This is a genomic window from Kitasatospora cinereorecta, from assembly GCF_024172095.1.
Classification (GTDB): domain Bacteria; phylum Actinomycetota; class Actinomycetes; order Streptomycetales; family Streptomycetaceae; genus Kitasatospora; species Kitasatospora cinereorecta.
In genome coordinates this window covers 959,327-985,594 of record NZ_JAMZDX010000001.1, presented here as the reverse complement: position 1 = coordinate 985,594, position 26,268 = coordinate 959,327, and the positions used below count along the sequence as shown (strand labels likewise).

25 protein-coding genes are annotated in these 26,268 nt (G+C 70.3%); 6 read left to right on the top strand and 19 right to left on the bottom strand.

The genetic code is table 11. The features are described from left to right. From rlmN to FHR36_RS04465, 4 genes are all read right to left on the bottom strand, one after another. Positions 1 to 1,101, bottom strand: a complete 1,101-nt coding sequence (rlmN, locus tag FHR36_RS04480) for a dual-specificity RNA methyltransferase RlmN (RefSeq protein ID WP_253793915.1) — start codon at positions 1,099 to 1,101, stop codon at positions 1 to 3. Positions 1,102 to 1,262: 161 nt separating this feature from the next. Next, positions 1,263 to 2,060, bottom strand: a complete 798-nt coding sequence (locus tag FHR36_RS04475; protein ID WP_253793913.1) for a hypothetical protein — start codon at positions 2,058 to 2,060, stop codon at positions 1,263 to 1,265. A 61-nt stretch (positions 2,061 to 2,121) separates the two neighbouring features. Beyond that, positions 2,122 to 3,633, bottom strand: coding sequence for a peptide deformylase (locus FHR36_RS04470; RefSeq protein ID WP_253793911.1), 1,512 nt, complete (start codon positions 3,631 to 3,633; stop codon positions 2,122 to 2,124). Positions 3,634 to 3,807: 174 nt separating this feature from the next. Further along, positions 3,808 to 4,179, bottom strand: a complete 372-nt coding sequence (locus tag FHR36_RS04465; RefSeq protein WP_253793909.1) for a GntR family transcriptional regulator — start codon at positions 4,177 to 4,179, stop codon at positions 3,808 to 3,810. A gap of 173 nt (positions 4,180 to 4,352) precedes the next feature. On the opposite strand from FHR36_RS04465, the gene FHR36_RS04460 reads away from it, so the two are divergent. From FHR36_RS04460 to FHR36_RS04440, 5 genes are all read left to right on the top strand, one after another. After that, a complete protein-coding gene (locus tag FHR36_RS04460; protein ID WP_253793907.1) occupies positions 4,353 to 4,781 on the top strand; it encodes a hypothetical protein in 429 nt (142 codons plus the stop codon). 423 nt (positions 4,782 to 5,204) lie between these two features. Continuing rightward, the gene (locus FHR36_RS04455; RefSeq protein WP_253793905.1) at positions 5,205 to 5,813 is read left to right on the top strand and encodes a DUF2742 domain-containing protein; all 609 of its coding nucleotides are present in this window, start codon (positions 5,205 to 5,207) and stop codon (positions 5,811 to 5,813) included. Beyond that, entirely contained in the window at positions 5,813 to 7,153 is a 1,341-nt protein-coding gene (locus FHR36_RS04450) for a DUF3987 domain-containing protein (protein WP_253793903.1), read from the top strand. Before FHR36_RS04455 ends, FHR36_RS04450 begins: the two co-directional genes overlap by 1 nt. Before the next feature lie 1,194 nt (positions 7,154 to 8,347). Next, positions 8,348 to 8,602 carry a helix-turn-helix transcriptional regulator gene (locus FHR36_RS04445; protein ID WP_253793901.1) on the top strand — a complete coding sequence of 85 codons (255 nt, stop codon included), beginning with the start codon at positions 8,348 to 8,350 and terminating at the stop codon, positions 8,600 to 8,602. Positions 8,603 to 8,604: 2 nt separating this feature from the next. Continuing rightward, positions 8,605 to 9,846: a tyrosine-type recombinase/integrase gene (locus FHR36_RS04440; protein WP_253793899.1), complete on the top strand. Its 1,242-nt coding sequence runs from the start codon at positions 8,605 to 8,607 to the stop codon at positions 9,844 to 9,846. A gap of 152 nt (positions 9,847 to 9,998) precedes the next feature. On the opposite strand, the gene FHR36_RS04435 is transcribed toward FHR36_RS04440, so the two are convergent. From FHR36_RS04435 to rpsB, 6 genes are all read right to left on the bottom strand, one after another. Further along, a complete protein-coding gene (locus FHR36_RS04435) occupies positions 9,999 to 10,439 on the bottom strand; it encodes a DUF6193 family natural product biosynthesis protein (RefSeq protein WP_253793897.1) in 441 nt (146 codons plus the stop codon). 129 nt (positions 10,440 to 10,568) lie between these two features. Beyond that, positions 10,569 to 11,432 carry a phosphatidate cytidylyltransferase gene (locus FHR36_RS04430; RefSeq protein ID WP_253793895.1) on the bottom strand — a complete coding sequence of 288 codons (864 nt, stop codon included), beginning with the start codon at positions 11,430 to 11,432 and terminating at the stop codon, positions 10,569 to 10,571. 156 nt (positions 11,433 to 11,588) lie between these two features. Beyond that, positions 11,589 to 12,146, bottom strand: a complete 558-nt coding sequence (frr, locus tag FHR36_RS04425; protein ID WP_253793893.1) for a ribosome recycling factor — start codon at positions 12,144 to 12,146, stop codon at positions 11,589 to 11,591. A 79-nt stretch (positions 12,147 to 12,225) separates the two neighbouring features. Continuing rightward, a complete protein-coding gene (gene pyrH / locus FHR36_RS04420) occupies positions 12,226 to 12,981 on the bottom strand; it encodes a UMP kinase (protein ID WP_253793892.1) in 756 nt (251 codons plus the stop codon). Between the two features lie 263 nt (positions 12,982 to 13,244). Further along, positions 13,245 to 14,084 (bottom strand): translation elongation factor Ts, encoded by an 840-nt coding sequence (gene tsf, locus FHR36_RS04415; RefSeq protein ID WP_253793891.1) that lies wholly within the window; start codon positions 14,082 to 14,084, stop codon positions 13,245 to 13,247. A 130-nt stretch (positions 14,085 to 14,214) separates the two neighbouring features. Then, positions 14,215 to 15,090 carry a 30S ribosomal protein S2 gene (rpsB, locus tag FHR36_RS04410; RefSeq protein WP_253793890.1) on the bottom strand — a complete coding sequence of 292 codons (876 nt, stop codon included), beginning with the start codon at positions 15,088 to 15,090 and terminating at the stop codon, positions 14,215 to 14,217. Between the two features lie 484 nt (positions 15,091 to 15,574). On the opposite strand from rpsB, the gene FHR36_RS04405 reads away from it, so the two are divergent. Beyond that, positions 15,575 to 16,480, top strand: coding sequence for a M23 family metallopeptidase (locus FHR36_RS04405; RefSeq protein WP_253793889.1), 906 nt, complete (start codon positions 15,575 to 15,577; stop codon positions 16,478 to 16,480). On the opposite strand, the gene whiG is transcribed toward FHR36_RS04405, so the two are convergent. From whiG to lepB (FHR36_RS04360), 9 genes are all read right to left on the bottom strand, one after another. After that, on the bottom strand, positions 16,423 to 17,256 hold the full coding sequence (gene whiG / locus FHR36_RS04400; protein ID WP_407660799.1) for an RNA polymerase sigma factor WhiG: 834 nt from the start codon (positions 17,254 to 17,256) through the stop codon (positions 16,423 to 16,425). The two genes, FHR36_RS04405 and whiG, sit on opposite strands and share 58 nt — an antisense overlap. Positions 17,257 to 18,319: 1,063 nt before the next feature. After that, positions 18,320 to 19,417 (bottom strand): DNA-processing protein DprA, encoded by a 1,098-nt coding sequence (gene dprA / locus FHR36_RS04395; protein WP_253793888.1) that lies wholly within the window; start codon positions 19,415 to 19,417, stop codon positions 18,320 to 18,322. A gap of 570 nt (positions 19,418 to 19,987) precedes the next feature. Continuing rightward, positions 19,988 to 21,643: a YifB family Mg chelatase-like AAA ATPase gene (locus FHR36_RS04390; RefSeq protein WP_253793887.1), complete on the bottom strand. Its 1,656-nt coding sequence runs from the start codon at positions 21,641 to 21,643 to the stop codon at positions 19,988 to 19,990. Position 21,644: 1 nt separating this feature from the next. Beyond that, positions 21,645 to 22,103: a YraN family protein gene (locus FHR36_RS04385; protein ID WP_253793886.1), complete on the bottom strand. Its 459-nt coding sequence runs from the start codon at positions 22,101 to 22,103 to the stop codon at positions 21,645 to 21,647. Positions 22,104 to 22,282: 179 nt separating this feature from the next. Further along, positions 22,283 to 22,609 (bottom strand): DUF2469 domain-containing protein, encoded by a 327-nt coding sequence (locus FHR36_RS04380; RefSeq protein ID WP_253793884.1) that lies wholly within the window; start codon positions 22,607 to 22,609, stop codon positions 22,283 to 22,285. Positions 22,610 to 22,665: 56 nt separating this feature from the next. Next, positions 22,666 to 23,139 (bottom strand): NUDIX domain-containing protein, encoded by a 474-nt coding sequence (locus FHR36_RS04375; RefSeq protein ID WP_253793882.1) that lies wholly within the window; start codon positions 23,137 to 23,139, stop codon positions 22,666 to 22,668. 109 nt (positions 23,140 to 23,248) lie between these two features. Beyond that, on the bottom strand, positions 23,249 to 23,995 hold the full coding sequence (gene lepB / locus FHR36_RS04370; protein WP_253793880.1) for a signal peptidase I: 747 nt from the start codon (positions 23,993 to 23,995) through the stop codon (positions 23,249 to 23,251). A gap of 235 nt (positions 23,996 to 24,230) precedes the next feature. Further along, the gene (lepB, locus tag FHR36_RS04365) at positions 24,231 to 25,160 is read right to left on the bottom strand and encodes a signal peptidase I (protein WP_253793878.1); all 930 of its coding nucleotides are present in this window, start codon (positions 25,158 to 25,160) and stop codon (positions 24,231 to 24,233) included. A 205-nt stretch (positions 25,161 to 25,365) separates the two neighbouring features. Further along, entirely contained in the window at positions 25,366 to 26,139 is a 774-nt protein-coding gene (lepB, locus tag FHR36_RS04360; RefSeq protein WP_308199158.1) for a signal peptidase I, read from the bottom strand. Between the last annotated feature and the right edge of the window lie 129 nt (positions 26,140 to 26,268).

Below are 26,268 nucleotides of genomic sequence, written 5' to 3'. Positions count from 1 at the left end.
TCAGCCCGCTGCGGCCAGCTGACCGCACGCCCCGTCGATCTCCTGCCCCCGGGTGTCCCGCACCGTCGTCGGCACACCGTGCGCCTGGAGCCGCCGCACGAACTCCCGCTCGTCCTCCGGCCGGGAGGCGGTCCACTTCGAACCCGGGGTCGGGTTCAACGGGATCAGGTTCACGTGCACCCGGTGGTTCTTGATCAGCCGCCCGAGCAGGTCGGCCCGCCACGCCTGGTCGTTGATGTCCTTGATCAGCGCGTACTCGATCGAGATCCGCCGGCCGGACTTCTCCGCGTAGTTCCACGCGGCGTCCAGCACCTCGGCGACCTTCCACCGGGTGTTGACCGGCACCAGCTCGTCCCGCAGCTCGTCGTCCGGCGCGTGCAGCGACAGCGCCAGCCGGCAGCTCAGGCCCTCGTCTGCGAACCGGTGCATCGCCGGCACCAGGCCGACCGTCGACACCGTGATGCCGCGCTGCGACAGCCCGAATCCGTCCGGCGCCGGGTCGGTCAGCCGCCGGATCGAGGCCAGTACCCGGTTGTAGTTGGCGAGCGGCTCGCCCATGCCCATGAAGACCACGTTCGACAGCCGCGCCTCGCCGCCCTGCACCGCACCGCTCTTCAGGTCGCGCATGCCGGCCGCGATCTGCTCGACGATCTCCGCCGTCGACAGGTTGCGGGTCAGCCCGGCCTGGCCGGTCGCACAGAACGGGCAGTTCATGCCGCAGCCGGCCTGCGAGCTGATGCACATCGTGACCCGGTCCGGGTACCGCATCAGCACCGACTCGACGAGCGTGCCGTCGAACAGCTTCCACAGCGTCTTGCGGGTCGCGTCGTCGTCGCACGACACGTGCCGCACCACCGACATCAGGTCCGGCAGCAGCGACTCGGTCAGCTTCTCGCGGCTCTTCGCAGGGATGTCCGTCCAGCTCGCCGGGTCGTTCGACATCCGGCCGAAGTAGTGGTTGGACAGCTGCTTGGCGCGGAACGGCTGCTCGCCCAGCTCGGCGACGGCCTCCTTGCGCTCGGAAGGGCTGAGGTCGGCGAGGTGTCGCGGGGGCTTGGCGCCGCGCGGCGCGACAAAGGTCAGTTCTCCGGGCTTAGGCATGGTCCAACCAGTGTCGCAGATCCACATGACTGTCCCCCGCCTCACAAGGGGCGGAGGGTCCAACACCGGCCGCTGTCTGTCATCGGTGGCCACTCTCGCACGGCCCACAGACGGCCCCGGAGGCTCACCACCGAGCCCCGAGGTCGACTCGAATCGCCCGCTCAATCTCCCGCTGCCCCACCAACTTTCTCATACCATTCCTGATCTGCGGAACTCAACAGCAAGATGTCAAACTTTTCAGCTACGCGCGCATCGAATCCTCGGACAATCTTCATCGCACATTTCATCGTTTGCGCGAGCGCTTCCCGGGGCACCTGAAACTTCTCCCCAAGCTTCACTTCAGTCTCACCCTTCATTGCCCATAGGAACCGCTCATCGGCGATCGAACGTCGATGAACAATGATGTTCCTTACGGCAATTGATTGGGTCAAAGTGTCCCAGTCGCCATCCGAGGACTGGAGCTTCATGCCCAAGCGCTTCTCTACGTAGGACGCGATTTCGTCGAGCCCCTTGAATGACAGTTGGCTCACACGCCGCTCTGCGGCCCACCGCACAAAGTCCTCGATGGACTGATGATTGAGGACTTCTTCGAGGGTCACCTGCTCCTGGGTCCTCAGCAGATCCGGTCGAGCAATGATTGCTTCGGTGAGAATGTCAGACACATACGACAGGAAGTTTTCGACGGTTCTTGACAGCGCCACCTCAAGTCTCGAAGGCCTGGTTTCCTCAATGTAGCCCTTTAGCGCCTCCAGTTCGGCAAATGCTTCCGGAAAAACCTCTGCGGGAGACATTCCATCCGTCGCAAGAGCCTTTCCTGCGGAAACCACAAACCTCTCATGGCTGCCGATGATCATCTCACCGATACTGTACTGCAGCATGATCGCCAAATGCTGCTCATAGAAATCAGCCGCCGACCGAGTGACACTGTCTGGAATATCAAGAAGTGGCCGCTTCTGCATTGATTCCCCTCCAAATTCCCCGCGTCATTTACTGAGACAGAGTGCAGTAACCGGCCTATCCCTAAGACGGATCAGGCTCGTAGCTCCAGTTCCGGCCTGTGCCGCGATACTCCGAGACAGGAATGGGCTGCACTCCGGGCCTCATCCGTGCCGTGTACAGCACGCCTTCAAGGTGGTCGATCTCATGAGCCACCAGGCGCGCGACAGCATCCTCGAAAATGGTGATCAGCCGCCGGCCCTCGATGGTCTGGTGCTCCACCGTGATGCTGCGCGGCCGGGGGACCACACCTCGCACGTCGAAGAAGCTCCAGCAGCCCTCGTATTGCTCGTCCGCCTCGGCAGACTCCTCGATAACCCGAGGATTCAGCAGCGTGATGGTCTCGGCTTCCGCCGTACGCACGATGGCGGCAGCCCGGTCGATCCCAAGTTGCGGCGCCGCCACACCCATCCCCTTGCTGAAGACGTGAATGCCCGCAGCTCGCTCGGCCGCCGCGTTCAGCTCGGCCACGACCCGCCGCACGTCTTCGGCCTCGGCCGGTAGGTCGAACGGTCGGGCCTTGTTGGTCAGGATCGGGTCTCCGGCCTGGACGACGCCGATGGATCGCATCTTCTCGCTGGCGGTGGTCGCGGGCATGGGCTGCCTGGTCTCCTCGTGGTCAGGACGTGCGCGGAACTTCCACTCCAGCCGGTACCTGGCGTGCAGCGGCGGGTCGTCGGTGGTCCAGGAGTAGATCCTCCGGCCCTCGGCGTCGTCCCGATGGATCGCGGTCCGGAACGGAAAAGCTGCGGCGGTCATCGTGGTTTCGGTGCCCCAGACGGCCGGGTCGAGGTCAGCAGGGAAGTTCAGCCGGACACTCAGTCGGTCGGTAGGGAGCCGGACCGCCCGCTGGAACCAGGTGCCCCACTTGTCCTCCCCGACCGTGTACGAGTACTCGATCCAGGTCGTTTCGCCCGGGTAGAGCGGGTAGCGCCCGTAGTCGTTCTCGAAGAGGAGCCACAGTTCCTTGAAAGCGTCCCGGTCGTGCTGCACCCGCCAGCCGACTGGCTCGCTGCCCACGCTGGCGCTCAGGTCTATCTCTTCCCACGTCAGCGGATTCTCACGGTAGAGCCGGTTGGAGCGCTCCGGATTGCCGGGATAGCGGTCGACAGAGATCCGGATCAGGTACCGGGTGATCGGGTCAGGGCTCGCGTTGTAGAGCTGCCGACGCTGGGTCGCTCGGTAGGTGCGGCCGTCGTAGTACAGCTCCGCATCGTCGTGCTGCACGATCACGCTCGCTGGCTGCGCTTCCCCGGCCGGCACCTCAGCTGCCACCTGATGCGCCAGCGGCTCTGGGCGTGCTTGCGCTTCGGCCTCAGCAAGCGCCCGCCGGAGCGCCCCGCCGGCGTGAAGCACTCGGTCGGACTGCTCCGCGAACGACTTGGACGGGCGCTGCTGGCCGCTCTCCACCTTCGAGACGTACGACGGCGTGTACCCGACGGCCTTGGCCAGAGCGGACTGGGAGAGGCCCCTCACATCCCGCCAGCGCTTCAGCTCCGCGATGAATGGCTCTGCTGGCTGTGGCTCGCTTGGCATCTCGTCCCCCGCCTGTGCCTGTGAGTGAGTTGTGATTGACCGCCGCTCAGCCTGTAGTCATAACCCTGAGCTGCGATTTGCTTACTGCGCCAGGACGGGAACCTACCGGACGAAGGGGCGATCAGCGGCCATGACGAACAACCTCAGCCTGACAGTGCATCAGCAGCCTGCGGGTCACCTATCCCGCTCCAGCAGCAGGGTCTCCATGGCGGCAAGCCGCTCGGTCAGCTGCTTCACCTCAGCTTCGAGCACCCCGACTCGTTCCACGAGCACCCCGGGCGCTGCCGGGGTCGGAGCGACAGGTGTCGGGTCGTCAGCGCGCCGCACGAACGTGCCGCGCCCCTGGGTCGAGGACACGAGGCCCTCCTCGCGCAGAACCCTGACGCCGTTCGAGGCGGTCATCACCGCCACTTGGAAGCGGTCGGCCAACTGTCGCGCGGACGGAAGCTTCTGGCCCGGCTTGAGCTTGCCGGACTGGATCTCGTCCCGGAGCGCGTCAGCGACCTGGACGTACGGAGCGCGGTGGTCATCGGTCGAGACAGTCATGCGACCAGGGTATCCACTAGCACGAGCCAATACACCTAGTCCCATTTGCTTGACAGGTTGATACACCTAGGTCAGTCTAGGTGTCACAGAAAGGCCTCCAGAAGCACTGTGGAGCGGCGCCCTAACCGCCAAGTGAGTACGCCGCTCCACGCCCCTCGAAGGGAGTTCCCATCATGCACGCAACGGTCGCTTCTCCGCTCCTGTCCCACGTGTCGGCGGCGCTGTCCGGTAGCGCCCGGGCCGTGGCCCTGTACGCCTCGGACATGTCGAACACCTGCCGTTTCAGCACGGCGGGAGAGGTCCAGGTCGAGGCCTGGATCGCACAGGGTGTGGCCCGCCTAGGCCTGGAGCGGGTCCGCTCGGGCGGCGAGTTCCTTCGGTCGTACAACCTTCGCCTGATCGGCTGCGGCGACGGCCAGCCGGACGACGACACCTACCGGCAGTGGTTCCCGTCCAAGCGCCGGGCCACCCGCGCTCAGGACTTGGCGGGCATGCTCGCCCTGGTCCAGGCGGACCGCGCCGCCGAGGCCGAGCGCCTCGCCACCGTCATCCCCTTCCCGCGCCCGCAGGCGCCCACCGTCGTGAGCGCGCTCACCGCCTGATCGCCCCCCTCACCGGTGAACAGCCGGACCGTTCCCCCGGGTGTACCCGATCTTGGGAACGTTCCGGCCGGCCCGACCACCGCGAGCACGGCGAACGCCTGCGACCTGCGACGGAACCGCTACCCGGTCTTGGGGAACACCCCTGTGAGCACTCGGTGAGCGGCCGTGAGCACCGGTGAACGTTCACCCGACCCCGAGCCCGATCGGGGCGGCCCGTGGAGCCGACTCCCGCCGCCCCGACCGCCCACCGGTGAGCGCTTCGTGAGCGGCCCGTGAGCACCGGTGAGCGCCCGTGAGCGGACCCGACTGTTCACCCCGATCCGGGGTGAACGCACACCCGACTTCCAGCCCGACTCTCCCCGTTTGAGAGGACCCGCTGTGACACCGCGAAATGCCTGGCCACCACCCGACCGTTGCGGCCCGATGGGCCCGACCGGACTGCGGTCGGTCGAGGTGTCGGAGGCCGACCGGCATGCGCACCGACTGACCGCTCGGTGGGCCGCCGATCGGTTCCTGACCGTACTGCGGCGCATCGCCCCGACTCCGGTCCTGGACCGGTGGGGCCAGCCGACCGGCATCCCCGACTACGGCTCCCCCGATTTCGCCCGACTCGCCCCCGACGACCCGCGCCGGGAGGCCGCGCTCATCGCCGCCGCCGAAGCGTGGCGCCAGGAGTGCGAGCAGTCCCCCGACCGCATCCGCGCCATGGTGGTCGCCGCCGTCTCGGAGGGCACCGCCGAGCGGATCGTGTGGGAAGCCGAGCGGCAGGCCCGCGAAGAGGCCGACTGGCGCCGCCTGGTGCGGGAGGTGCGCTCGTGGGCCAACCACCCGACCGCCGCCGAGCGCTCCGCCGCCCGGATCCGCCAGCAGGAAACCGCCGCACGTACGCCTGCCGCGTCGCCCGGCTGGCCCCCGGTCGCGGTGCCCGGCCGCCCCGGCTGGCGCCGCCACGTGTCCCCCGGTGGCCTCCAGGAGGACCGACCCGACCCCGCCACCCTGTCCGGCCCCAACTTCCGTGCGGAGAGCGCCTGATGCCCGTTGAACTCCACCTCGCCACCGACCCCGGCGGCCGACCAACCCGGGCAGAGAACCCGCTCTACGACCCCGCTGAGGGCCTTCAGCGCCCCACCCGGCCCGGGCCGGTGCCGGAGCCGGAGGTGTTCTGCGGATGGGTCGGTGAGACCGTCCGTGCCCTCGACCCGACCACCGAGGCCGACCCCGTCGGCGTGCTGGTCAACCTCCTGTCCGCCGGCGGGGCGGTCATCGGCCCGGGCCCGTTCCTGTGGATCGGCAACGACCGCCACCCCGCCCTGATCTGGGCCCTGACCGTCGGCGCCACCGCCGCCGGACGCAAGGGCGCAGCGTCCAACACCGTGCGCCGCCTGCTCAAGGCCGCCGTCCCTGACTTCCTGGCCTCCAACACGCCCTCCGGGCTGTCCTCCGGCGAGGGCCTGATCGAGCAGGTCAAGGACGGCGCCCCGGACAGCGAGAAGTCGACCGGCGTCACCGACAAGCGCCTGTGGGTGGTCGAGTCCGAGTACGGCATCACCATGGCCCGCGCCCGCCGCGAAGGCTCCTCGCTGGGCGGTGTGCTGCGGCAGGCCTGGAACGGCGAAGACCTCGGCGTCATGAACCGCGAAGCGCTCCACGCGACCGCCCCGCACATCGCCCTGATCGGCCACATCAGCCCCCGTGAGCTGCGGGCCAAGATGCAGGACAGCGAACTCGCGGGAGGCACCTACAACCGGTTCCTGCCGCTCTTCGTCCACCGCAACCTCCTGCTGCCCGACGCCACCGGCGCCCCCGAAGACCTGGTGAACAACCTCGCCACCGTCTGGCGCACCGTCCTGGAAGACGCCCGCCACGTCGGCGAAGTCCAACTCACCACTGATGCAGCAGAGTTGTGGCGGAGCGAGGTCTACCCGGCGCTGTCCGGCGGTGAGGACGATGACGGGCCACTGGCGGAGTTCACCGCCCGTGCGGCGCCGTACGCGAAGCGGACCGCCATGGTCTACGCCCTCCTCGACCACAAGCAGCAGATCGGGATCGAGCACCTTCAGGCCGCGTGGGCGCTGATCCGGTACGCCCGGCTGTCGGCCGCGCACATCCTGGGCCCGGCCGCGTCCAGCACCGGTGACCCGGACCTGGACAAGCTTGCCGCCGCCGTGAAGAACGCCGGACCCGGCGGGTTCACCCAGTCCGAGGTCCAGGTCATGTTCAAGCGCCGCAACGCCGCCTGGCGCAGCGACCTGACCGCCCGGCTGTGCCACCTGCCCGGCTACGTCGCCGCCCCGGTCCAGGGCAGTGGACGCCCCCAGACGATCTACCTCTACGCCCCGGGCGACGGTCCGGAAAGGTCGGAAAGCCCGTAAAGGCACCTGACCTGCGCAAACACCCGGCGGAAAGTGGTCCGGAATGGTCCGCGAAGGGGTCTGCCAAGCCCGACCGGCACCTTCCCGGACCCCTTTCCGGACCATCCCGGACCACTTTCCGCCCCACAAAACCCCAGCTCAGCAGGCTTTCCAACCTTTCCGACCTTTCCGGACCACCCCCAGGAGGACCCGATGCCCGCCACCACCCCGCCGAAGCAGCCCGCGCCGTCCAGAAAACTGGACACCCCGGCGCCCCGCGCCCGCTCCCCACCAAGCCCCCGACTGCAGCGCACAGCCGCACCTAGGGCGATAGCAGGCCCGCTACCGCTAGCACCCTGCCCCGCTAGCGATAGCACCCCTGATAGCGGCAAAAGGGCCCTCCGACCTGGGTGTTAGCGGATAGCACCCCGCCGGCCGAAACCCCGGAAAACCGGTCCAACCTCGGGTTTCGGACCCCCACCGCGCCCGCTACCACCAGGCCAGCCCCGCGCTACCGGTAGCACCCTCGATGGCAGCCCCGACCCGGCCGCAGCAACTACGGCCCGTGTCCACAGCCCGCCAAGCGGGTCGAACAAGATCGGCTGTCTGACACCGTCTGACGCGTCTGACAGCTGACACCCAAACCCCTAGGTAACGCGCACGCGCGAGGGGTGTCAGACACCTCTGACACCCCGTCTGACACCTCCTGACACCCCCGATCCGGCCGACCTGACACCCGCTCCCGAAGGGCCTGACACCGCCCCTGACACCCGCCAGCCACCGGAAGCCCATCACTCTCAGCTACTGGTTACTGGTTACTGGCACCGCCCCAGTAGCCAGTAGGTCGGCCCCCTGGACCCCGAAACGGGGTTCCTCCTGCGGATTGCCCACTAGCCAGTAGCCGGTAGCCACCTCAGTACGGCCACAGCCGGTGACAGAGCGACAGTCGGCCGCTGGGCGTCCTGAGATCCCCGGCTCCGTCCGTCCCGGGCCCCGACGCCTAGCAACAGCCTCGCTAGACCTAGCAACCCCGCTAGCGAGCCAAACCCGCCCCGAACAGCCAACTAGCGCCTAGCGACACCACCGAGCACCACCCGAAAACACGCTCCACAAGCGGTCCGGCACCCCGCCGGCCACTAGACCCAGCCCGAGCGGCGCCCTAACCGCCAAGTGAGTACGCCGCTCCCGCCCCTCGAAGCGAGGAGAGCACCACCCATGACCAGCCGTCAGCGGCCTCGCGCCGCCCGACTGACCGAGCCGGGCCAGCCCCCGGCCGCGCTCACCCTGCCCCAGCGCTACCTCACCCCGGAAGACGTCGCCTCCCTCTTCGGCCTCCCTTCCGTCGAGACCGTCTACCAGTGGCGCCGCAAGCGCACCGGCCCGCCCGGCTTCCGCGTCGGCCGACACCTGCGCTTCGACCCCAACGCCGTCGCCCAGTGGGTGGCGGACCAGACCGGAGAGGCGGCCTGACCATGGCAGGACACATCCAGGACCGCTGGTTCAAGACCGAGACCGGCGCCGACGGCAAGCCTCGCCGGGTGAAGACCGACCGCCACGGTGTCGGCCTGCGCTACCGGGCCCGGTACGTCGGCCCGGACGGCGCAGAGAGGAGCAAGTCGTTCCCCGACCGGCAGAAGCGTCTGGCGGACGAATGGCTGGCGCAGATCGAGGCCGACATGTCGCGCGGCCAGTACATCAACCCGAAGGCCGCGCGGACGACGTTCGAGCAGTTCGCGGACCGGTGGCTCCGGATGCAGACGACCGACCCCTCGACTCAGGTGCTCGTGGAGACCCGGCTCCGGCTCCACGTCTTCCCCCGGATCGGCCGGCGCCCACTCGACTCGTTCCGCCCGTCCCACATCCAGGAGCTGGTCAAGGAGCTGGAAGCCACCCCGATCGCTGGCGGGTACGCCCGGAACATCTACTCGGACATGCGGGCGGTGCTCTCGGCGGCCGTGGACGACGGCCTCCTGAGCCGGAACCCGTGCGAGGCGAAGTCCGTGCGACCCCCTGCGGTCGAGGCCCGCCGGGTCGTGCCCTGGCTCCCTGAGCAGGTGTTCGCAGTACGGGCAGCGCTCCCGGAGCGGTACCGCGCCATGGCCGACATCGGCGCTGGGTGCGGCCTTCGGCAAGGCGAGATCATCGGGCTGGCGGAGGACGACGCGCTGGACTTCGAGACGGGCACCGTTCGGGTCCTCCGGCAGGTGAAGCTGATCCGGGGGAAGGCGGTGTTCGCTCCCCCGAAGTGCAACAAGGAGCGCGACGTCCCGCTCCCCGGATCGGTGGCTGCCGCTGTCCGTGCCCACATGGACGGATGCAAGCCCGTCCCGATCACTCTGCCGTGGAGGACGCCGGACGGCCCGAAGGTGACCTATCGGCTGCTCTTCAGCAACACCGTCGGTGGCCTGGTCTGGAAGAGCAACTTCAACATCCAGGACTGGAAGCCCGCGCTGGCCGCCGCCGGCCTCATCCCGACGCCCAGCCGCGGGGAGTCGTGGGCCTCGGCCCGCGAACACGGAATGCACGCCCTGCGGCACTTCTACGCGTCGGTGCTGCTGGACGCCGGGGAGAGCATCCGAGCGGTCAGCGACTACCTCGGCCACGCCGATCCGGCCCTGACGCTGCGGGTCTACGCGCACCTCATGCCGAACAGCCAGGACCGCGCCCGGAAGGCCGTGGATCAGCTCTTCCAGCAGGGCGAGCCCACCACCTGACGGCCCCGACACGGCCCAGAGCACGCGGAAGGGCCCCCTATCGGCGGAAAACCCGCTGGTAGGGGGCCCTCTTCGCGTCCGCCCGGTGATGTTCTCCGGGCTTAGGCATGGTCCAACCAGTGTCGCAGATCCGGGGAACTGCCCCGTGCCCGTCAAGGGCGGGTGCGGGACGGGCCGCCCCGCCCGAGCGTCTCCTCGACGATCCGCGCCGCCGCCGCCACGGCTGCCTCGGCGCTCGCCGTCTCCAGCACGGTCTCGCTCGGGCCCTGGTTCGCTGCCCACCGCTCCACGCGGTAGCGCCCCGACTCCAGCGGATCGATGCGCGTCGGGAAGCTGTCGCCCTCGCCCTTCCAGGGCTGCGGGCCGGTGCTGAACCAGAGCTGCCGGTGGCTCGTGAAGGGATGGAGGCGGCGCAGCGTGGCGTTGGCCGCCGCCGCCTCCACCAGGGCGCTCATGATCGGCGGGAGCCAGGTCGTGGTGGAGGCCCGGGACTGTTCGTCCCAGCGTGCCGCCATCCCCCTCATGAAGTCCCAGGTCTCCTCGGCCGAGGCGTCGCCGTCCGAGGCCTGCACCGACGGATCTCCTGAGGACATGAGCGGCCGGTCTCCTCGGTCGTCGTGGTTCGGGTTCCCGGAACCGGGTGAGCCCCCGAACGGGAGGCGTTCAGGGGCTCGCGGGACGCGGGGCTGCGTGGTGGTGCGGGGCTGCTTGGTGGTGCGGGGTCAGCCGCCGACGAAGGCGGTGAGGAGCACCCAGACCACCGGCGCGGTGGGCAGCAGGGAGTCGAGGCGGTCCATGATGCCGCCGTGGCCCGGGAGGAGGGTGCCCATGTCCTTGATGCCGAGGTCGCGCTTGATCATCGACTCGGCCAGGTCGCCCAGGGTCGCGGTGACCGCGGCACAGCCGCCGAGGATCAGGCCCTGCCACCAGCGGCCGTCCTCGATCACGTACTGCATCAGCAGGGCGCCCGCGATCATCGACAGGCCGATGCCGCCGGCCAAGCCCTCGCGGGTCTTGCCGGGGCTGATCGTCGGGGCCAGCTTGTTGCGGCCGAACTTGTAGCCGACGGCGTACGCGCCGGTGTCGCTGCAGATGGTGACGATCAGGAAGAGCAGGATCCGCCAGGCACCGTCGTCGGCAGAGAGCATCAGCGCGACGAAGGTGGCCAGGAAGGGCACGTAGAAGGCGGTGAAGACACCGGCCGTTATGTCGCGCAGGTAGTTCTCGGGCGGGGTGCTCATCCGGGCGACCATCAGCGCCAGGCCGGTCAGGGCGAGGATCGCGGCGGCCCACTTGGCGCCGGCGAAGTAGCCGGTGACGACCATGCCGACGCTGCCGATCAGCAGCGGCGGCAGGGAGACGTGGATGGACTTGCGCTCGGAGAGCCGGCTGGTGAGTTCCCAGACGCCGACCGCAACCGCGGCCGCGACCACGACCAGGAAGACAGCCTTCACCACGAACAGCGAGGCGGCGACGACCGCACCGAGTCCGACGCCCACACCTATCGCAGCGGGCAGGTTGCGGCCGCCGCGCGGTTTGCGGGGCTGCTGGTCGGGCTGGGCCACGGGGCTCTCCTGGACAGGCATGATCAGAGTCTGTGCCGCGTCGCCCCTCGGCTATGCCGGGGGCCGCCGCGCGTGACCCGTTTGGGTCGGCCCGGGCCGGGCCGCCGCCCCGGACCGGTCGGCGCCGTCCGGGGCGGGCGTGAGGTCGCGGGTCGGACCTCGTCGAGCAGCTCGGGGTCAGACCTCGAGGAGCTCGGCCTCCTTGTGCTTCAGCAGCTCGTCGATCATGGCCACGTACTTGGCCGTGAGGTCGTCGAGCTCCTTCTCGGCGCGGCGGCCGTCGTCCTCGCCGACCTCCTTGTCCTTCACCAGCTTGTCGATGGCGTCCTTGGCCTTGCGGCGCACGGAACGGATGGAGACCTTGGCGTCCTCGCCCTTGCCGCGGGCCTGCTTGATGTACTCGCGGCGCCGCTCCTCGGTGAGCTGCGGGAGCACCACCCGGATGACCGAGCCGTCGTTGGACGGGTTGACGCCGAGGTCCGAGTCGCGGATCGCGGTCTCGATGTTCTTCAGCGCCGACTTGTCGAACGGGGTGACCAGGGCCATCCTCGGCTCCGGCACGGAGAAGGAGGCCAGCTGGTTGATCGGCGTCAGCGCGCCGTAGTAGTCCGCGACGATCTTGGCGAACATGGCCGGGTGCGCGCGGCCGGTACGGATGGCGGCGAAGTCGTCCTTGGCGACGGCGACGGCCTTCTCCATCTTCTCCTCGGCCTCGAGGAGGGTCTCATCGATCACTGTGTGCTCCCTGTCCGGATCATCTGCTGTTGTCCCGTACCGGTGGCCCGGACGGCTGTTGCTGGCTGGCCCCCGGCCGTCAGGCCCGGGCGGAATCCTCGCTGATGAGTGTGCCGATCTTCTCACCCTTCACCGCGCGGGCGATATTGCCCTCGGCGAGCAGCTCGAAGACCAGGATCGGCAGGCCGTTGTCCTTGCACAGCGTGATCGCGGTCAGGTCCGCCACCTTGAGGTCGCGGGAGATCACCTCGGTGTAGTCCAGCGCGTCGAACTTGACCGCCGCCGTGTTGGTCCGCGGGTCCGCGTCGTAGACGCCGTCCACGCCGTTCTTGCCCATCAGCAGCACCTCGGCGTGGATCTCCAGGGCGCGCTGGACGGCGGTGGTGTCGGTGGAGAAGTACGGCATGCCCATACCGGCACCGAAGATCACCACGCGCCCCTTCTCCAGGTGGCGGATGGCCCGCAGCGGCAGGTACGGCTCGGCGACCTGGCCCATGGTGATCGCGGTCTGCACGCGGGTCTCCACGCCCTCCTTCATCAGGAAGTCCTGGAGCGCCAGGCAGTTCATCACCGTGCCCAGCATGCCCATGTAGTCGGAGCGGGCCCGGTCCATGCCGCGGACCTGCAGCTCCGCGCCGCGGAAGAAGTTGCCGCCGCCGATCACGACCGCGACCTCGGTGCCGGCGCGGACCACGGTGGCGATCTCACGCGCGATGGCGTGGACGACGTCCGGGTCGACGCCGAGGCCGCCGCCACCGGCGAACGCCTCGCCGGACAGCTTGAGCAGAACCCGACGGCGGGTGCCGTCCTGCACGGTCTCCTGCGTCTCCTGCATGGACTTCTCCTTCTCCGCCTGCTGCTCGGCAGTGCTGCAACTACTGCGCACAGGGCCGGGCGTGCGGGCCCGGAGCTGTGTGTACGCGAGAGGAGGCCACTGCCGCGGGAACCGGTACGGTCTCCTGCACGGCAATGGCCTCCTCGTCGTTCTTGGTGCCGACGCCGCCCTCCGGGGGTGCTGGAGGGCCCGGTCGGCGTTGTTCCTCCCGCCGTTACGGGCGGGCGCTTCCTACCTTAGGCCGGAAGCGTGAGGGAACGGACTCAGGCGCCGACGCGGAAGCGGACGAAGCGCTTGAGGGTGACGCCGGCCTCGTCGAGGACCTTGGCGACGGTCTTCTTGTTGTCCTTCGCGAAGGCCTGCTCGAGGACGGCGTTCTCCTTGACGAAGCCGGTGACGCGACCCTCGACGATCTTCGGCAGGGCAGCCTCGGGCTTGCCCTCCTCGCGAGCGGTGGCCTCGGCGACGCGGCGCTCGTTCTCCAGGTCCTCGGCCGGGATCTCCTCACGGGAGAGGTACTTCGGCGCGAAGGCGGCGATGTGCTGCGCGACGTCCTTGGCGACCTCGGCGTTCTCCTGGTCGAGCTCGACGAGGACACCGATGGTCGGCGGGAGGTCCGGGTCCGACTTGTGCATGTAGACGCCGACGAAGCCGTCGTTGTCGAACTGCGCGAAGCGACGGAAGACGATCTTCTCGCCCAGGGTCGCGTTGGCCTCGTCCACGAACTGCTGGACGGTCTGGCCGGCGCTGATCTCGGACGCCAGGGCGGCCTCGAGGTCGGCCGGGGAGGTGGCGGCGACGTGCGCGGCGATCGCGTTGGCGACCTCGACGAACTTGCCACCCTTGGCGACGAAGTCGGTCTCGCAGTTCAGCTCGACCAGGACGCCGGACTTGGCACCCTCGCCGATCAGGGAGGCGACGGCGCCGTTGGAGGCGTCACGGCCCTCGCGCTTGGCAACGCCCTTCTGGCCCTTGATGCGCAGGAGCTCGACGGCCTTCTGGACGTCGCCCTCGGCCTCGTCCAGGGCCTTCTTGCAGTCCATCATGCCGGCGCCGGTGAGCTCACGGAGCTTCTTGACGTCCGCGGCGGTGAAGTTCGCCATGGTTGTGATCTCTTCTCACGTCTCGCGTGTCTGCGTGGGGAGGTGCCGGAGCTCGTGGTTCAGCCCCGGCACGGGAGAGAGGGGCACCCACCGGCTTCGTACCGGCCGGTGCCCCTCACCCTGTGGTGCGTCAGGCCTGCTCGGCCTCAGCGGCCGGAGCCTCAGCGGCCGGGGCCTCGGCAGCCGGGGCCTCAGCGGCCGGAGCCTCGGCGGCGGGGGCCTCGTCGGCCTTGGCGCCCTCGATGATGTCCTTCTCCCAGGCGGCCAGCGGCTGGTCGGCACCCGGCTCGGCCTTGACGTCGCCCTTGGCAACGCCGGCACGGGACTTCAGACCCTCGGCGACCGCGTCCGCGATCACACGGGTCAGCAGGGTGACGGAGCGGATCGCGTCGTCGTTGCCCGGGATCTTGTAGTCGACCTCGTCCGGGTCACAGTTGGTGTCGAGGATGGCGACGACCGGGATGTTGAGCTTCCGGGCCTCGCCGACCGCGATGTGCTCCTTCTTGGTGTCCACGATCCACACGGCGCTCGGAACGCGCTGCATGTCACGGATACCGCCGAGGGTCTTCTCCAGCTTGTCGTACTCGCGCTGGAGGACCAGGAGCTCCTTCTTGGTGAGGCCGGAACCGGCCACATCCGTGAAGTCGATCTCGCTGAGCTCCTTGAGGCGCTGCAGACGCTTGTAGACGGTCGAGAAGTTGGTCAGCATGCCGCCGAGCCAGCGCTGGTTGACGTAGGGCATGCCCACGCGCGCAGCCTGCTCGGCGATGGCCTCCTGGGCCTGCTTCTTGGTGCCGACGAAGAGGATGCTGCCACCGTGGGCAACGGTCTCCTTGACGAACTCGAAGGCGCGGTCGATGTAGTTCAGCGACTGCAGGAGGTCGATGATGTAGATGCCGTTGCGCTCCGTGAAGATGAAGCGCTTCATCTTCGGGTTCCAACGACGGGTCTGGTGACCGAAGTGGACGCCGCTCTCCAGCAGCTCCCGCATCGTGACGACGGCCATGTGCCGTGCTCCTCGTGTACTGCCCGACGCGCCGCAGGGCCCCTCTCGGGGGCCGCGGGGTGTCGGGGATCTCGGTTTGGTCCGCGGTGGCCAGGTGGCCGCCACGCCTGACGCCCCGACGTGCCGACCCGCTCCGCCTGCGGCGGCCGTACGGCTGGTGACGCTGTACAGCTCCCACAGGCTCGGCGAACCGAGTGGCACTCGCACCGGGCGGACACCGACCGACCCCTCACGGGACGGCAGCACCACCGGTGGCAGGGCGTGCGAAGTCGACCCGGCAGACCGGGTCGCGTGTGAAGTGTACGGGAAGGGTCGAGCGGCGAGCGACTTCAGCCGGTCCCGGCAGCCTCATCAACGGTCGGGAGCCCCTCCTGTCGTCCGGCGTTCACCCCTACGGAGGACGGACGTTGTCCACAGGGGCCGGTTGTCCACAGGGGTGGGAAGTGGGGTGGGCCGGGGGGCGGGGTACGGGGACCCTCGGGGCATGACTACTGCTGCTGTTGCTTCGGTGCGGGTGTCGGGTTCCGCGAAGCGCCGTGCGCTCACGTCGGTGCCGCCGCCGATGCGGGACCGGCGGGCATCGGTGCTGCTGCTGGTTGTCCTCCTGCTCGCGGCGGCCGCGGACGTCGGTCTGCCGACGGCGGCCGCGCGCGCTGTGCCGGTCGGGCGCGAGGCCGGCACCTACGCCGACGCCGACGCCGGCGTCGAGGTCGACGTCGGCGTCGGCGTCGGGGCGGGCCGGGCGTGGACGGTCGGCCGGCGGGCGTCGCCGGTCGGCGGGCGGGCATGGCCGGTCGGCGGCCGCGACGGGCTTCTGCGGCGCTTCGACGCCCCGGCAGCCCGGTGGGCACCCGGGCATCGGGGGGTGGACCTCGCCGCCTCCCCCGGCGTGCCGGTGCGGGCGGCCGCACCCGGGGTGGTGTCGTTCTCCGGGATGGTCGCGGGCCGCCCCGTGGTCAGCGTCACCCACCCGGGCTCCGGCGACCCGCCCCTGCGGACCACCTACCTCCCCGTCGCCGGAAGCCTTCCTGTGGGCACCGAGGTGTCCGCAGGCGAGATCATCGGCGAGGTGGGCGCCGGTACGGGCCACTGCGCCAGCGGCTGCCTGCACTGGGGCCTGCTGCGCGGCAGCCGCTACCTCGACCCGCTCGCGCTGCTCGGATCCGGACGCGCCCGGCTCCTCCCGCTCGACGCCTCACCACTACGGCCGGGCGAGCCCCCTGGCGGCGGCCCGCAGCCGTCCTCCTGGCGGCGTCGGCCGTGGCGAGAAGGCACTGTGGCGGCTCGACTGCCCGGCAGAGCTTCGGTCGATCGGCTGAGCGGTCGACCGGCTCAGCGCATGTCGGAAAGCTTGGCGCGTAGCTGGAGCACCGACTTGGTGTGGATCTGACTGACCCGGCTCTCGGTGACACCGAGGACCTGTCCGATCTCCGCCAGCGTCAACCCTTCGTAGTAGTAAAGCGTCACCACCGTCTTCTCCCGTTCGGGAAGCGTGTTGACCGCGCTCGCGAGCAGCCTGCGCAGCTCGCGGTCCTCCGCGATCTCGACCGGGTTGTCGGCCCCGCTGTCTTCCAGCGTCTCCATCAGCGTGAGCCGGTCACCGCCGTCACCGGCCGAGTGCAACAGCTCGTCGAGGGCGACCACGTTGGCGAGGGACAGCTGGCTGAAGATCGCGTGGAGTTCCTCCAGCGTGATCCCCATCTCCGCCGCCACCTCGGGCTCGTGCGGCGTCCGCCGCAACCGAGCCTCCAGGGTCGCGTACGTCCGCTCGACCGCCTTGGCCTTCTGCCGTACCGACCGCGGGATCCAGTCCAGGGCGCGCAGCTCGTCGATGATCGCGCCGCGAATGCGGCTGATCGCGTACGTCTCGAACTTGATCGCGCGGTCGACGTCGAACTTCTCGATCGCGTCGATCAGCCCGAACACGCCCGACGACACGAAGTCCGCCTGCTCGACATTGGCCGGCAGGCCGACGCTGACCCGGCCCGCCACGTACTTCACCAGCGGCGAGTAGTGCAGGATCAGCTGCTCGCGCAGCCGCTGGTCACCGGTCTCCTTGTAGGAGCGCCAGAGCTTCTCCAGGGCGGTCCGGTCCGGGTTCGCTGCGGCCCGGGCGGGGGGTGGTGCGGCCGTTGCTGCGACTGCTGGACTGGTGGCAGGTGCGATCGCTGGTGGGGCTGACGCCGGGATGGATGCGGCCGACCTTGCGGCCGGCGCGGTGGTTCTGGGGGCCGTTGGGGTCGGTGCAGTCGGTGAGGCTGGTGCGGCCGGCCTGGCGGCGGGCGGGCGGGCCGCGAGTGGGCGGGCGGGCCCGGAGCCGGGCTCGGCGGCACCGCGCAAACCGGATCCCATCACCGATGGGCCCCCTGCGCCGTCAGCCCGGCTCGACCGGTCTGCCGACGGCTCGGGTCGCTCCGACTCAGTCGCCGTATCCTTCGCCGTCGGCAGATCAGGGGCGCGGGTGAGCAGGGCGGGATCCGCCTCGACCCTCACCATGCACCTCTCCTCGGTCCGCTCCTCGGGCCGCTCCTCGGGCTGGTCCGCCCGGGATCCGTCCGAGTCGGTGGCGGGCTCGCTCGTCTCGGGCAGGACGGCCGCACTTTCGGCCACGCCGGACTGCCGATCCGCCTCCTGCCGGACGTTCCCGTCGCCACGCGCCTGAGGCGGCTTACCCCTGGACGACCGGCCTGCGGGCTGGTCCGCGAGCACTCTCGCAGCCGGCGCCTGATTGGCTTGGCGGTGGCCGACGGCCGGCGGCGGGCTGAGCGTGGACGGCTGGCCGACGGAAGAGGGCGGACCGGCCGCGGGTGGACCGGCCGTAGGTGGACGGGTGACTTGACGGGCCAGCCCCCTGCGCCCCGGCCCTTTCGACTGGAGCTCCGCGGCGGGGCGGGTCTCGGCCCCCGTTCCCTCCGAGGACCGGGCGTCACCGGTCACCCTGTGTCCGGGAATGTGTGTGGGCATGCGTTGGTCTGCGCCGTTCTGCCGAGTCATGTGCTGATAGGGAAGCCATAAGCGAGCGTAGCGTGACCAAGTGGGTGCACAGCGCTACCGCCACTCGGTCGTCCCTCGATCCGGTGGCATCAGCGCAGAGTCACGGCGCGTCGGGCAGGACACGCCGGTGCGGGGCGGCGCGAGAGCGTCGGCGCGCGCCTCCCGTGTCGTGCGAGGGCGGCCTCCAGTGCCTCCGCGGAGGCTCGCCACCCGGCAGATGAGCGGACATGGGCGACTACGGCCCTGCCGGGCGTCGTCGCCTGACGAGCCGCCAGTGCGCACCGTACCTCTCGACGTAACCGAGAGAGCCCAGCTCGTAGAGGCGCTTCAACGTGTCGTCCACCGACAGCCCGGCCTGTCGGGCAAGGCGCTCCGGCGGCGCGCCCTCCGCTGTAGCCGGCACCGCCTCCAACACTCGGGCAACCGGGGGCTCCAAGAGATCCCTCGGGAGGACCGGCCCGGAGCGGCGCGGGGCCAGGTCCTCCCCGATCGAACCGATCAGCTCACCGATCTCCGCGCCGTCCGTGACCAGCGTGGCGGCGCCGCTGCGGATCAGCGCGTGCACACCGGCGGAGAGGTCCGAGGTGACCGGGCCGGCCACACCCATGGTGTGGCGATTCAGGTCCCGTGCTCTGCGGGCCGTACTGAGGGCCCCACTGCGCAGGGCCGCCTCGACCACGACCGTGCCGCGGGTGAGCGCGGCGATCACCCGGTTGCGCAGCACGAACCGGAAGCGGTTGGGGTGGGTGGAGAGCGGCAGCTCGCTGACCAGGAGTCCCTGGGCGGCAATGCGCTCGATCAGTTCGGCGTTGCCGGGCGGGTAGGCGACGTCCACACCGCAGGCCAGCACGGCCACCGTGATCCCACCGACCGCAAGGGCTCCCTGGTGAGCCGCTGCGTCGATCCCGTACGCGGCGCCGGAGACGATCACCCAGCCCCGTTCGGCGAGCTGCGAGCACAGTTGGCCGGCCACGTACCGTCCGTACGGTGTGCAGGCCCTCGACCCGACGACGGAGACCGAACGCAGGGCGAGCATCCGTAGCGATCCGGATCCGCGGATCCACAGGCCCACCGGTCGGCCGTCGCCGAGGTCGTCCAGCTGGGACGGCCACTCGGGATCGCCCGGAATGATGAATCGGCCGCCGCGCGTTCGTGCGCGTTCAAGATCCGCGAGCGGGTCGATGTCGCGCAGCCTCGCCCGGTAGGCATCGAGCCGCCCGGCGCTCAGCTCCAGCAGACTGGGCGGGGCGCCTGCCCGGATCGCATCCACCAGGGCGACCGCGCCCAGCCTTCCAATGGTGCGTCCGACAGCGGCGTCGCCGGGTTCGGTCAACCGGGTGAGCGCGGCCCTCGCCCAACGTTCCGGCTCCGGCGCCTGTGGGCGCGGCGGCCGGCGCGGCGGCCCCGGGTTGGAGAGCGGGCTGCCGCCTTCGTCCGGGCAGGGCAGGGCGGGTTCCCGTGACCGCGTGGTGGTGCGCGGAGCGTCGGTGCCATGGGCGCTGCGGCCCTTCGGCGCAGTGCTGGAGCTGCTCCGCTGACCGCCCTGCCCGTCCGCCCGGATGAGTCCGCCGCCGTCCCCAGAAACGGCCGGCTCGACAGTCGCTTCCGGGTCCGACGGCCCGGGCGGCGCCGGAGCATTGGGTGCGGACGCGTCCGCGGACCCGGTGACCCCGGCCGCCTCGGGCGCACACCGGTTCCGCAGGGCTTCCTCCGCCGTTACGCCATTGCACGGCGGACTGTGCCCCGAGCGGTCCCGCTTCGCAGTCCGACTGCGCCACGTAGCCGGGTCGGCCGTCGGCCGGGGTTGCGCACCGCAGTCGTCTGCCGTGAGGCTGCACGGGCCGGTGACGGTTTCGGTGAGGTCCATGGCATCTCCTGGGGGAGCCGGTACGAGAGCAGGTGGTCAGATTTCGGTGCCGTAGTCGCCGTCCGGGTCGGCGTACGCGGCCGGTCTGCGGTCGGTCAGGGGCACGCCGCCGCGCTGGACGCCGGTGCGCAGGGCGAGGGCGGTCCGGACGGCGGAGCGGTCGGGGTGATCGCGCCCGGCGAGGTCGGCGACCGTCCAGGCGATGCGGAGGACGCGGTCGAGGCCGCGGGCGGTGAGCAGGCCGCGTTCGAGGTCCCGCTCGGCGTCGGTCAGGGAACCCGGGGCGAGGCACCAGCGGGTGCGCAATTCATGCCCGGGGACCTCGGCGTTGGTTCGCCACGGGGTGCCGGCCAGGCGAGCGGCGGCCCGCTCCCGTGCGGCTCGGACGCGGGCGGCGACGGTGGTGGTGGTCTCGGCGGTGCGGTCGCGCTCCATCAGCTCGCTCTTGGTGACGGCCGCGACCTGGACCTGGAGGTCGACCCGGTCGAGGAGGGGGCCGGAGAGCCGTGCCTGGTAGCGGTTGACCATGACCGGGGTGCATTCGCATCCCCCTCCTCTCATCGAGTACCGGCCGCAGGGGCACGGGTTGGCGGCCAGGCAGAGCAGGAACCGGGCCGGCAGCCGCATCGAGCCGGCTGAGCGGGCGATGGTCACCTCGGCGGACTCCAGCGGCTGGCGCAGGGCGTCGAGCACTCTCGCCGGGAACTCGGGCGCCTCGTCGAGGAAGAGCACGCCGCGGTGGGCGAGGGAGACCGCTCCCGGTCTGGGCATTCCGGTGCCGCCGCCGATGATGGCGGGCATGGTGGTGGAGTGGTGGGGTGCGCAGTAGGGCGGTGAGTCGATCAGCGGTCGGTCCGCCGGGAGGAGACCGGCCACCGAGTGCACGGCGGTCACTTCGAGGGCTTCGGCGGGGGTGAGCGGCGGCAGCAGGCCGGGGAGCCGCTCGGCGAGCATGGTCTTGCCGGCGCCGGGCGGGCCCTTGAGGTACAGGTGGTGGCCTCCGGCAGCGGCGATCTCCAGGGCGCAGCGGGCCTCGTACTGGCCGGCCACGTCAGCGAGATCGGGTGCCACGGCGTTGCTGGCGGCCGGGTCGCGCATCCCGAGCCCGGGCAGGAGCAGGCCGGCCACCATCGGATCGGGTGCGCCGGAGGTCGGATCACTCGGCTCGGCGGGCTCCGGCGCTCCGGTGAGCAGGGCGATGAGCTGTCGGAGGCTGCGCACGCCTCGGACCGTGACGCCGGGGACGAGCGCGGCCTCGGCCGCCGTCTGCTCGGCGACGACCACCTCGCGGTAGCCGGCGTCGGCTGCCGCGAGCACTGCGGGCAGCACTCCACGGACCGGTCGGACGCGGCCGTCCAGGCCCAGCTCGCCGATGATCAGCAGTCCGGCGATCGTCGCTGGGTCGAGGCGTTCGGCAGCGGCGAGGACTGCGCAGGCCACCGCCAGGTCGTAGCCACTTCCGCTCTTGGGCACCGAGGCCGGGGTGAGGCCGACGGTGAGCTTGCGTTGCGGCCACTTCTCACCGCTGTTGACCACGGCGGCGCGGACGCGATCGCGGGCCTCCAGCAGTGCCTTGTCGGCGAGGCCGACGAGGCTGAAGGCGGCGACGCCGGGTTCGAGGTCGGCCTGGACCTCGACGACGACGCCGTCCACGCCCAGCAGGGCGACGGAGCAGGTGCGGGCGAAGACCATGTCACACCGCCCCGCGCAGGTGCTCGACCTCGGCCGCGCCCTTGATCCGGTTGACCACGGCGACCAGGTCGATCCGTACGCCGCCGGGTGGCGGGGGCGCGGATCCGCTGTCGGTGTCGTCCGGGGGCGGATCGGTGCCGGCGGCCCGGTCGACGGTGTGGGCCAGGCGGGAGAAGTGGATCGGCCACCGCTCGGCGAGCCAGCGCTCGGCCAGGTGTCGCAGTCGGTCGGCCTTGGTGCCGTCGATGGCCTCGCTGGGTTGCTGGAAGCCGCGTTCGGAGCGGGTCTTCACCTCGCAGACCGCGATGGTGTCGCCGTCCAGGGCGACGATGTCGAGCTCGCCCTCGGCACAGCGCCAGTTGCGCTCCAGAATGCGCAGGCCGCCCTCGGCGAGCCGACGGGCCGCGACCTCCTCGCCGTAGCGACCGAGACCGTTGTTGGAATTCTGCACGGCTGTCACCTCCGGGTCGGGAGGTTGCCGTGCGAGCCGGGAGCGGGCCAGCCCCGGCGGATTTCCTGTGGATAACCCGGGCCTGTGGACAACCGGGATCACCCTCAGGGGTGAGAAACGCGGTCAGCTCTGGACAGCGCTCATCGGGGGCCTCCAGTCTCGGTGGCCCCGGGCTTCGTCGCCTTCGATCAGTTGCCGAAGGCGGAGTCGTCCGAGGGGAGCTCGAGATCGCTCTTGGCGAGCTCCTCGATGTTGACATCCTTGAAGGTCAGCACACGGACCTTCCGAACGAACCGGGCCGGCCGGTACATGTCCCAGACCCAGGCATCCGCCATCGATACCTCGAAGAACACCTCGCCCTGGACCGAGTGCACCTGGAGCTCGTAGTCGTTCGTGAGGTAGAACCGTCGCTCGGTCTCGATCACGTACTTGAACAGGCCGACGACATCCCGGTACTCCCGGTAGAGCTTGAGCTCCATCTCGGTCTCGTACTTCTCGAGGTCTTCGGCACTCATTCCAGGCGTCCCCTCACTCGTCACGTCCACCCCATTGTGGACCACCACACCCGCGCTCAGAGCGTGACCGGCGGTACTGGTGGCCCTTCGGAGAGCAAGCGCTCGATCAGGCCGGCCAGACCCGCCGGATACACCGTGTCCGCGGTCGTTCGCAGTTCATCCACCGTCCACCAGCGCGCGCCGGTCAACAGTGCGTGCTCGTCGACTCCATCCTTAGCCAGCTCCACCTCGGTCCGGCCGGTGCGAGCCAGATGGAACCACTGTTCCTGCTCGAAGTCCTGCCCTCGGAAGGAGAAAGAAGTCGTGCCGTACGCCACCAAGGGGCCCAGCTCCACACCGGTCAGCCCGGTCTCCTCCGCCAGCTCCCGGCGGGCCGCTTCCTGCACGCCCTCGCCCGGTTCCAGCCCTCCGCCCGGAGTGATCCACCAGCTCACACCGGGGACGGCCGGGTCGAGGCCGTGCAGCAGCAGGAGCCGGTCCCGCTCGTCCAGCAGGAGGATGCGAACCGCCCGGCGCCGTTCCACCGTCACCTGGATCGCCTCCTTCCTGAGCCTCCGCGCCCGACCGCCGTCCGGCTCGGCCCAACCGTTCCCCGGCTCGGCCCCACCGTTCTCCGGCCCGGTCCGGCCGCTCCTGGGGTCAGCCCCGTCGCTTTCCGATCCGACGGCCCAACGAGACCACTCCACCCATCGCCGACGCCAGCACGATCAGCGTGGCGCCGATCACCGTCGCCCAGGCGGCGGGCACCAGGGGGCCGGGCCGGTGGGCGAGCGGGCCGCCGAGTCCGTCGAAGGCGACGGTCCGCGGCTGGGCGGCGGCCCGCGAGAGCGGCACGATCCGCGCCTCCACCCGGGCCACCACACCCGAGGCAGGCACGCTTCCCGACGCCACATCGAGGTGGCTGCGCGAGTCCAGCGAGTTGCCCCGGTCATCGCCGAGGACGAACAGCCGGCTCTCGGGCACGGTCACGGTGAACGCCGTGGCCAGTACGGGGTTCTTGTCGAGGTACGGCTCGTCCACCGGCTTGCCGTTGACGGTGAGCCGCCCCCGGTCGTCGCCCGTGACGGTGTCGCCGCCGACTCCGACGACGCGCTTGACCAGCTGACTGTTGCCCCACGCATCGTCGTGGAAGACCACGATGTCGCCGCGGCCGACCGCGTCGCCGCCGGCCTTTCGGGCCAGCACGGTGTCGCCGATGCCCAGGGTGGGAGTCATCGAGGCACTGGGGATCTTGTACGGCCGGTAGTCGGCGGCGATCACGCCGAACCCGCCGACCAGCATCACGAAGCCGATCGCGATCACGACGCCCTGCGCGACCGAGGCCACACTCCGGCGGGGCCGACCTGTCACCTGGGGGGACGGCGCCCGCTCCGCGACCTTGCTCATCGCCTACGCCCTCTCCTGGCCCGTGCGCGCTCGCTCCGGACGCGCTACGCCGGGGCGGACGGCACTGCCCCGAATGGGCAGAGCGGACGGGCCGCGGCACATGCGAGCAGATTACTCACGAGTACCGCGGCCCGCGCAAGCCTTCGTCGCAGATCGGGACCGATCCCGGGACCGCATCCACGAATGCGACCGGCGCCGGCGCGGCGCCGAAGGCCCGTGGCGGGCGGCGCCCCGGTCAGCTGCGCCGGCGGCGCACCCACCAAACCACGGGCAGCGCGGCCGCCGCCCCCGCCAGCGGCGGAGCGAGCGGACCGGCGGCCGACAGGCCCTTCTGGTCGAAGGTGGCCGGGATCGGCAGCGTCGCCCAGTCCCCGATCGGCCACGCCACGACGAATGCCCGACCCACCACATTCCCGACCGGCACGGTGCCACCGCCGGGCTGGTCCTGGTGGAACCGGGAGTCCAGCGAGTCACCGCGGTGGTCGCCCATCACCCAGATCCGGCCCTCCGGCACCTTCACCGGACCGAACGGCTTCTCACCACAGGGGGTGTTGCCCGGGTAGATATAGGGCTCGTCCAGCGCCACACCGTTCACCTTGACCGGCCCGGTGCCCTGGCACTCGACCGTGTCACCGCCGATCGCGATGACCCGCTTGATCAGGTCCTTCTCGTTGCTCGACGGCATCAGGCCGATGAAGCTGAAGACATCCTGGACACCGCGGATGAAGGCGTTGTCGCTCCGCTGCGCCGGCTCGTCGTTCAGCCAGCCGCCCGGGTCCTGGAACACGACCACCTCGCCGCGCTCCGGCTCGGCACCGAACCAGGGAGTCAGCTTGTCCACGAGAACGCGGTCGCCGACCTGGAGGGTGTTCTCCATCGACCCCGAGGGGATGGAGAAGGCCTGCACGAAGAAGGTCTTGATCACCAGCGCCAGGATCAGCGCGATGCCGACGAGGATCGGCAGTTCCTTCCAGAACGAGCGCTGCTTGGCGGCCTTCGCAGGGCGCTCGTCGCCGTCCTCCGGCGAGTCCGCCTGATCCGTCCGGTCCGTGCCTGCGCCGTTCACCGAGTCGCCCTCCACACCATCCGAGTCACCCGGGGCTCCCGGGTTCGAACCGTCCGGCTCCGGGGCGCCCGAGCGGGCACCGATCACCAGATCCCCCACGACATCTCCTCCCAGCTGTGCGGACGCCCGCGCGTCCGCGCTCACCAGTGCCGCACAGCGGGCACCACATTCTGCGATCGATCGTCGGGCCAGCCTCAGGCCTGCCCGTCATGGGAACGCCCGACACCAGACCGCACCGGGCACTTCCAGCACTTCTCTATCACCCCGGTCGGCGTAGCAACGCCTCACGCGCCGACTGCGGTGGTCACGCGGGCGGTCGCCCGGCCACCGGATCCGTCGTCCGACGGCCCGCCCGGGACCGGACGAGGGCCGGTAGCACGCCCAACACACCCATAACGAGCGGAGGTTCCGCAGGATCCGGCCCAACCGGCGCGGATTGCGCCGCGTTGCTCGTCGGCAATGAGGAGAGTGAATCCGGCACTTCGAGTTGACTGAAGCGCGACAGCGGCCACGCGATGACGAAGGCTCGACCCACCACATTCCCCAACGGGATGGTGCCCTGCCCCGGATTCGCCATGTGGTAGCGGGAGTCGGCGGACAGATCTCGGTGGTCGCCCATCACCCAGAGCCGCCCCGGCGGCACGGTCACCTTGAAGGTCAGCTTCGAGGGGGCGTTGCCCGGCGCCACGTACGGCTCGTCGATCGGCGTGCCGTTCACCTTCAACTTGCCCTGCGGGTCGCAGCACTCGACGGTGTCACCGCCCACGCCGATGACCCGCTTGATCAAGTCCCGCTCGTCGTCGGACGGGAGGAGGCCCGCATAGGAGAAGACCGACTTGACCCGACGCACCACCGGTCCGTCCGAGGAGGGCTTGTGATCCGTTTCCAGCCACCCGCCCGGGTCCTTGAACACCACGACGTCACCGCGGCCCGGCTCCCGGCCGAACCACGGCGTCAGCTTGTCCACCAGGACGCGGTCGCCGATCTGGATCGTCTGCTCCATCGAGCCGGACGGGATCACGAAGACCTGCACCAGGAAGGTCTTCAGCACCAACGCGATCACCAGCGCGACCACCACGACGAGCGGAAGTTCGCGCAGCAGGGAGCGACGGCGCCGCTTGGCTGCCCGCTTGGCGGTCCGCCGGCGCTCGGCACGACCGCGTACAGCACCGCGTCCGGGACCCGACCCTGCGGCTCGACCCCCCGT